This is a genomic window from Mycobacterium sp. (assembly GCF_049280035.1).
Taxonomy (GTDB): Bacteria; Actinomycetota; Actinomycetes; order Mycobacteriales; family Mycobacteriaceae; genus Mycobacterium.
The window spans coordinates 1-7,110 of record NZ_JBAPPI010000015.1 but is presented as its reverse complement, the minus strand read 5'-3'; the positions used below and the strand labels follow the sequence as shown (position 1 = coordinate 7,110).

At 61.1% G+C, this 7,110-nt stretch carries 7 protein-coding genes; 1 reads left to right on the top strand and 6 read right to left on the bottom strand.

The genetic code is table 11. The features are described 5' to 3' along the window. Together WAN71_RS00475 and WAN71_RS00470 are read right to left on the bottom strand one after the other, a co-directional pair. A partial coding sequence (locus WAN71_RS00475; protein ID WP_422223447.1) for a SulP family inorganic anion transporter occupies nt 1-296 on the bottom strand: 296 nt, incomplete at its 3' end. After that, the gene (locus WAN71_RS00470) at nt 293-1,405 is read right to left on the bottom strand and encodes a sulfate ABC transporter substrate-binding protein (RefSeq protein ID WP_422223450.1); all 1,113 of its coding nucleotides are present in this window, start codon (nt 1,403-1,405) and stop codon (nt 293-295) included. The genes WAN71_RS00470 and WAN71_RS00475, both read right to left, overlap by 4 nt. 253 nt (nt 1,406-1,658) lie before the next feature. Here WAN71_RS00470 and WAN71_RS00465 point away from each other — a divergent pair, with 253 nt between their 5' ends. Next, nucleotides 1,659-2,564, top strand: a complete 906-nt coding sequence (locus WAN71_RS00465; RefSeq protein WP_422223449.1) for a TIGR03564 family F420-dependent LLM class oxidoreductase — start codon at nt 1,659-1,661, stop codon at nt 2,562-2,564. Between the two features lie 22 nt (nt 2,565-2,586). Here the strand turns inward: WAN71_RS00465 and WAN71_RS00460 are convergent, their stop codons facing one another. The 4 genes from WAN71_RS00460 to WAN71_RS00445 all read right to left on the bottom strand — a co-directional run. Further along, complete coding sequence (locus tag WAN71_RS00460) at nt 2,587-2,952, bottom strand: hypothetical protein (RefSeq protein WP_422223446.1); 366 nt, start codon at nt 2,950-2,952, stop codon at nt 2,587-2,589. 80 nt (nt 2,953-3,032) lie between these two features. Next, on the bottom strand, nt 3,033-5,939 hold the full coding sequence (locus tag WAN71_RS00455) for an RND family transporter (protein WP_422223445.1): 2,907 nt from the start codon (nt 5,937-5,939) through the stop codon (nt 3,033-3,035). Then, nucleotides 5,936-6,397 carry an MmpS family transport accessory protein gene (locus WAN71_RS00450; RefSeq protein WP_422223448.1) on the bottom strand — a complete coding sequence of 154 codons (462 nt, stop codon included), beginning with the start codon at nt 6,395-6,397 and terminating at the stop codon, nt 5,936-5,938. The genes WAN71_RS00455 and WAN71_RS00450 overlap by 4 nt, the downstream gene beginning before the upstream one ends. Nucleotides 6,398-6,579: 182 nt before the next feature. After that, nucleotides 6,580-7,110, bottom strand: a 531-nt coding sequence (locus WAN71_RS00445) for a TetR family transcriptional regulator (RefSeq protein ID WP_422223444.1), incomplete at its 5' end; no start/stop codon positions are given.

The following is a 7,110-nucleotide window of genomic DNA, read 5'->3' as shown; positions in this document are numbered from 1 at the left end:
GCCTCGAACAGAACGGTGCGATTCTCGGGGTCCAGAAATGCCATGGAGCTGAACCCAAGAAGCGATATCGCACTCGTCGGTCCGTTGATGAGATGCGAGGACGATCCGAAAACCGAGGCCACGAATGTCACCACGATCGACGAGTACACACCGAATTTGGGATCGACCCCGGCAACCAGCGCATAGGTTATGCCTTGCGGCAACGAAACTGCCGCAACAGTGAGCCCGGCAATGAGATCACGACGCCCTTTCACCCCGTCATAGTTCAGATTCCTCAGACTGGCCGAAATGCTCATGGTGCCTTCGTCTTTCGTCGCGGATGTGCAGACGCGAGTCTGGCCGGAGCAGATGAGACCACGTCGTAGATGCCGTTGCTGCCGAAGAATTTCTCCTGCGCGTCGTACCAGCTGTTGGCGATCGCGGTGATGGGGAACAGCTTGATGCCGGGTAACCGATCCGCATGTCTAGCCAAGATCTCCGATTTCAGCGGACGATAGCCGAGTTGAGCGATGGTCTCCTGCGCGGAGTCGGTGTAGAGGTACTCCAAATACGCCTTGGCATAGGACGCGACTTTCTTATTCCCAAGGTTCGCGTCGACCCACGCGACAGCCGGTTCGGCGCGGATACTGACTGGCGGATAGACGATTTCAAGTTGGTCTTTGTTCTCCGCGACCTCCCGCAGGGCTTCGTTCTCCCACGTCAGGTGTACGTCACCGATCTTTTCCACCGCAAAAGAAATGGCGCCACCGCGCGCTCCCACGTCGGCAGCCACGACGTGGCCCAACAACGCGCTGACAAAGTCGGCGGCTTGCGCATCGCTGCCGCCGCGCGTCTTGACCGAACCCCAGGCCGCGAGAACGCTCAGTTTGCCGTTGCCTGATGTCCGCGGGTTGGGTGAGACGATCTCGACGCCATCCTTGATCAGATCCGGCCAGTCGTGGATGTCCTTTGGATTGTCTTTGTGGACGACGAAGACGATCGTCGACGTGTAGGGAACGGAATTGTTGGGCAGACGTTGCCGCCAGTTTGGGGCGATCAGTCCGCGCTTGCGAAGCGCGTCAACATCGCTCGGCAACGCGAGCGACACCACGTCGGCCTTCTGGTTGCCGTTGATGACTTCGGCTGCCTGCCGTCCGGAACCGCCGTGCGACTGCTTGACTTCCAGCACGACACCTGTCTGCCGCCGGTAGTCGTCGACGAAGGTCTTGTCGAGCGCTGCGTACAATTCTCGGGTCGGATCGTAGGACACGTTGAGAATCTGGTTCGGCGAATTGTCGCCGTGCAAGTTGTGAACCGTGATCAGGATCGCTGCAAGGATGACGGCGGCAATACCGACGATATTGAGCCGGGGAATCGAGAAGGGAAGTTTGCGGCGACGCGTTGATGGCCGCGTAGGCTCTGTCATTGCCGCCTCCACATTTGGATCCGAAACCGGAGAAGTTCGCCGATAACCGGTGATTGAACTTGCTTTTCGACGCTGGTTGGTTGCCACCAGGCTTGGGGATTGGAGCGTAACGGCTGGTCTGCCGTAGTACAGCCGTGGAAATCAGCGTGATCGCAATGACCATTGGCGGTGGAACCCGCTAACCGCCATCGACAGCGACTCGAGACCACACGCGACCGGGCGACTAGGATTTCCTCTCGTGCAAATAAGCTTGATGGCGAACCTGTCCAATAAGTCGCCTGTCGACAGTTGTATCCGTGAGCTCACCCAAGCGCGCGACGACGGGTTCGCGCGGGTCTGGATGACGCAGATGCCGTACGACCTCGACCTGCTGACCGTGCTGGCCGCAGCGATGCATGAGGTGAGCGACATCAAGGTCGCCAGCGGGGTGGTGCCGATCCAGAACCAGCACCCGATGCTGATGGCGCAGCGCGCGCTGACGCTCAACCTGATCGCCGGCGGGCGGTTCACCCTCGGTGTCGGTGTCACCCACCGCGCCGTGACCGAAGGCATGTGGGGAATCTCCTGGGACCGATCGGTGCGCCGCCTCAGCGAGTACCTTGACGGCTTGCTTCCGCTGCTCGCCGGGGAACCGGTCAATGCGACCGGCGAGATGCTGACAACCAGAGGCGCGCTGCAGATTCCCGCCGCACCCACGCCCGACGTCTACGTCGCGGCACTGGGCCCGCAGATGCTGCGACTGACCGGCCGACGCACCGCCGGAACCATCACCTGGATGACCGGACCCAAGACGCTCAAGGAGCACATCGGGCCCACGATGCGAACCGCGGCAGCCGAGGCCGGCCGCCCCGACGGAGCTGTCAGCGTTGCTGCGGCGCTGCCCGTCGCCATCACCGATGACGTGGCCGCGGTGCGCTCACTGGCGGCCGAGCAGTTCGCGATGTACGGCCAGTTGCCCTCTTACCGCGCGATGTTGGATCGTGAAGGCTATGCCGGGCCGGAAGACGCCGCGTTAATCGGTGACGAAGCCACGGTGCGCGACAGGCTCGATGAGGTGCGCGCGGCGGCTGTCGACGAGTTCGTCGCGATTCCGTTCGACCCATCACCCGAGGGCCGCGACAGGACGCGGGCGTCCCTGCGCAGCTGGGCATCTCAGTAACTGGACCAGTTTGGCCACTGCCCTACGAGACCCGGGTCCAGAGTTTACAGTTCATCGTCTCGAAGGCCGCTACCGTTGCCGGGACCTTCGCGTACATCGGACCCATAGAGGTGTTTGAGTCGACTATGTCGTCGTCACCCGCCCCAGCGGTGCTGTGCGTCTTCCATGAGCACGTGGAAAGCGGGGAAACCCGACCGAAGACGAGGATAAGGGGGTTCGACGGCCCCTGCGTCTGGTAGGTGCCTGGTGCAATGTCAGGTCCCACCTGGAACACGCCATTGCCGGGGATCTGGTCGCTCGGATCGGCGAGGGTCGGTGACGCCACCGCGATCGCGGCCGCACAGGCAACGAACCCGACCGACGCGCGAGACACAATCCCTGGGCGCATGCTTCCCTCTCTTTACGGCAGCGTATGCCCAGGTCGGCTTGAGCACCATGCTTTAAATTCGGCAGCCTAAGCGCCTTCGATCAAGCAGGGATTAAGGATTCAGCCTTCTTGGCCGGCGTGGGCCACGGAGAGGGGACCGGCCGTTGCCGGAGCATCTGTGGCCACCAGAACCACTTGCCCAGCAGCGCGGCAATCGATGGCGTCATCAGCGACCGGACGACAAGCGTGTCAAAGAGCAGGCCGAGGCCGATGGTGGTGCCCACCTGGCCGATGACCGTCAGCTGGCTGACCGCCATCGTCATCATCGTGAACGCGAACACCAGCCCCGCCGAGGTGACGACCGATCCGGTACCGCCCATCGATCGGATGATCCCGGTATTCAAGCCGGCGTGGATCTCCTCCTTGAACCGCGACACCAACAGCAGGTTGTAGTCGGCACCGACCGCGAGCAGGATGATCACCGACATAGCGAGCACCATCCAATGCAGTTCGATACCGATCAGGTGCTGCCAGATGAGCACCGAAAGTCCGAAAGACGCTCCTAGAGAAAGCACGACGGTGCCCACGATCACCGCCGACGCCACCACACTTCGCGTGATGATCAGCATGATGATGAAAATCAGGCACAGTGAAGCGATTCCGGCGATCAACAGGTCGTAGTCGCTGCCGTCGTGCATGTCCTTGAAGGTGGCCGCGGTGCCGCCGAGATAGATCTTCGAGCCCTCCAGCGGGGTACCCTTCAGTGCTTCCGTCGCCGCCTTCTTGATCGCATCGATATGTGAAATCCCTTCCGCTGTCATCGGATCACCCTGATGGCTGATGATGAACCGCACGGCGTGGCCGTCAGGCGAGAGGAAATTCTTCATACCACGCTTGAACTCGGCGTTGTTGAAGGTCTCCGGAGGGAGGTAGAACGAGTCGTCGTTCTTGGATGCGTCAAATGCCTTGCCCATGGCGCTCGAGTTTTTCTGCGACTCGGTCTGCTGATCCTGCAGACCTTTTTGGGTCGAGTACATCGTCAGCATCGTCGTCTTCATGCTTTTCATGTTCGCGATCATGTCGGGCATCAACGCGGTCAGCTGGGGCATCACAGTGTCGAGGTGATCCATGATCGGCAGCAGGCTCTGGATGTCGTCGGTCATCGTGTCGATGCCGTCGAGGCCGTCGAAGACGGAGCGAAGAGACCAGCACACCGGGATATCGAAGCAGTGCTTCTCCCAGTAGAAGTAGCTGCGAATAGGCCGGAAGAAGTCTTCGAAATCGGCCATGTGATCCCGTAATTCGGCGACATCGATGGTCATCTCGTGCATCTTTTTCACCATGGCGTGCATGTCGTCGGTCATCTGCTGGGTCAGACTTTCCATCTTCACCATGCTGTCGATCGTGGTCTGCATCTCGTCGGCCTGCTTGAGCATGTCGGCCATCTGGTCTTGTTGGTATTTTTGGTTCAGCTGTTGGGTGACGCCCTGCATGCTGATCTGAAATGGGATCGAGGTGTGTTCGATCGGTGTGCCTTGGGGCCGCGTGATGGCCTGCACGCGACCGATTCCGGGCACCCGAAAGATCGCCTTGGCGATTTTGTCGATGACCAGGAAGTCTGCGGAATTGCGTAGATCGTGGTCACTTTCGATCATTAAAAGCTCGGGATTCATCCGCGCCTGGGAGAAGTGTCGATCCGCTGCGGCGTAGCCGGCGTTCGCCGGCAGATCGGCGGGCAGGTATTTGCGGTCGTTGTAGTTGGTCTGGTAGCCGGGCAGGGCGAGCAGGCCGACGAGCGCGACCGCGATCGTCACGATCAGGATCGGGCCGGGCCATCGGACGACGACCGCGCCGATTTTGCGCCAGCCGCGAATGCGCTGCGTTCGCTGGGGCTCGAGTATCTGCCGGAAGCGCGTTGCCACAGAGATGACTGCGGGGCCGAGCGTCAATGCCGCCGCGACTACGACCACCATGCCGATGGCCAACGGGATACCCAGCGTCTGGAAGTAGGGCAGGTTGGTGAAGTGCAGGCAGAACGTCGCGCCGGCGATGGTCATGCCCGAGCCGAGTACGACGTGTGCGGTGCCGCCAAACATGCTGTAGTACGCATCTTCTCGGGACTCGCCTGCACCGCGGGCTTCCTGATAGCGGCCTATCAGGAAGATCGCATAGTCGGTGGCGGCCGCGATCGCCAACGTGACCAACAGGTTCGTCGCGAACGTGGAGAGCCCGATGATCTTGTGGTAGCCGAGGAAGGCGACCATTCCGCGGGCAGCCGTGAGCTCGAGCATGACCATCGCCAGCGTGAGCAGCATCGTGATGATCGACCGGTAGACCAATAGCAGCATCGAAATGATGACCAAGAACGTGACGGTTGTGATCACTTGCAGGCTGCGGTCACCGGCGATGTGTTGATCCGCCGACAATGCTGCAGGTCCGGTCACGTAGGCCTTGACGCCGGTGGGTGCGGGCACGCTTTTGACGATCTGTTGGACGGCCTCGACCGATTCGTTGGCCAGCGCTTCACCCTGGTTACCGGCGAGGTAGACCTGGACGTAGGCGGCCTTGCCGTCGTTGCTCTGGGCACCCGCCCCGGTCAGCGGGTCGCTCCACAAGTCCTGAACGTGTTCAACGTGTTTGGTGTCGGCGTCGAGCTTTTTGACTATCTGGTCGTAGTACGTGTGCGCCGCGTTGCCGAGCGGGTTTTGGCCCTCCAGAACGATCATCACCGAGCTGTTCGACTTGTACTCGCCGAATACCTCACCCACGTGCTTGGTCGCGATGACCGATTGCGCGTCATCGGGGCTCATCGACACCGAGCGCATCTGCCCGACGATGTCGAGTTGCGGGACAACGGTGTTGAGCACCGCGATGATCGCGATCCAGCCCAGGATGATGGGTACGGCGAACGTGCGGATGAACCGCGGAATCGCAGCCCGCGCTGCATGTTTGGTGACGGGAATGGAGTCGGTCCGGGCGTCGGCCGTGTCTTCAGTGGTCGTGCTCATGCTGATTTCACCAAGCAGAAGGTCAGGGCGTGCACGCCGTTGGATAGTTTCTCGGCCTTGACCTCGTTATCGATGGTGATACGGCAACCGAGGTAGTCACCGTCGCTTTGTGCCGAGATGTTCGGGAACACCGATGGGGCGGTCGTGCTAAGGACTAATGTCCAGGGCAGCACGGCTCCGTCTACCCGCCGCGGATCGGCGCTCAAATCCAGGTAGTTCACGTTCGCGCGCGGCGCCGATCCGAAGATCTCGTATTTGACGACCTTGGGCTTGAATGGCTTGGAGTCGTCCACCCGTGCGCTTGTCACGCTCGCGGCGTTCTCGGCGCCGAAGAATGACTTGACCCGGGCCACGGTGAAGCCGCCGACCACGACGACCGCCACGATCAACAGCGGCAACCACGCGTTGCGGACAACCTTGGATACCTGCACTAGGTGATGTCCTTCCTGGTCGGGCATGGCGATGCGGTCGGCTTCCAGCGGATTGCGTTGCGCCACAACCGGCCTCGGTGATTGCAGTGGAACCGCCGCCACCGAGCTGCCTCGAACTGTGGAACCGGTGTCAAGCACCGCCGGCCGACCATACTACATACTGTGCATTTTTTGCAGAATGTGCAACATTTAAGTTAGAGTGTTTAAGATCACTCCGTAAAAATGCTGTTGACCAGCACAGCAGCGCGCTCGACGTACGGCATCGGTGTGTCGTCCGCATCCTTGGGCCCGCCGCTGGTCCAGCTTTCGATGCCGGAACGTACGGCCGTCAAGGCCAGCGCCGAGATCAACGCGGGGATCTCGTCGTCGGGCCCCATCGCCTGGCGGCGGGCTACAACGTCAGTCAAATGGTTTTGAAACCGCTCCAAGTCCGCGAGAAAAGCCGACAACACCGCGGGGGTTGTTTTGGCGAGTTCCAGCATGCCTTCTGCTTGTTCGCGCGCCGGTGGCATGTCGCGGAGATGGTGGGCCGCCAGAGTGATCAGCTCGGCCAGGACTACCGAATAAGGAGCGGGTCCGGCTGCGACGAAATCGGCGACCAGCTCGGCGGGTATGTCAGAGGGACCGTAGGCGATCGCCGATTCCTTGTTGGGGAAGTAATTGAAGAACGTGCGTGGTGAAATTCCGGCCTCGGCGCAGATCTCGTCGATGGTCACCTTGTCGAAGCCTCGTTCGCGCGC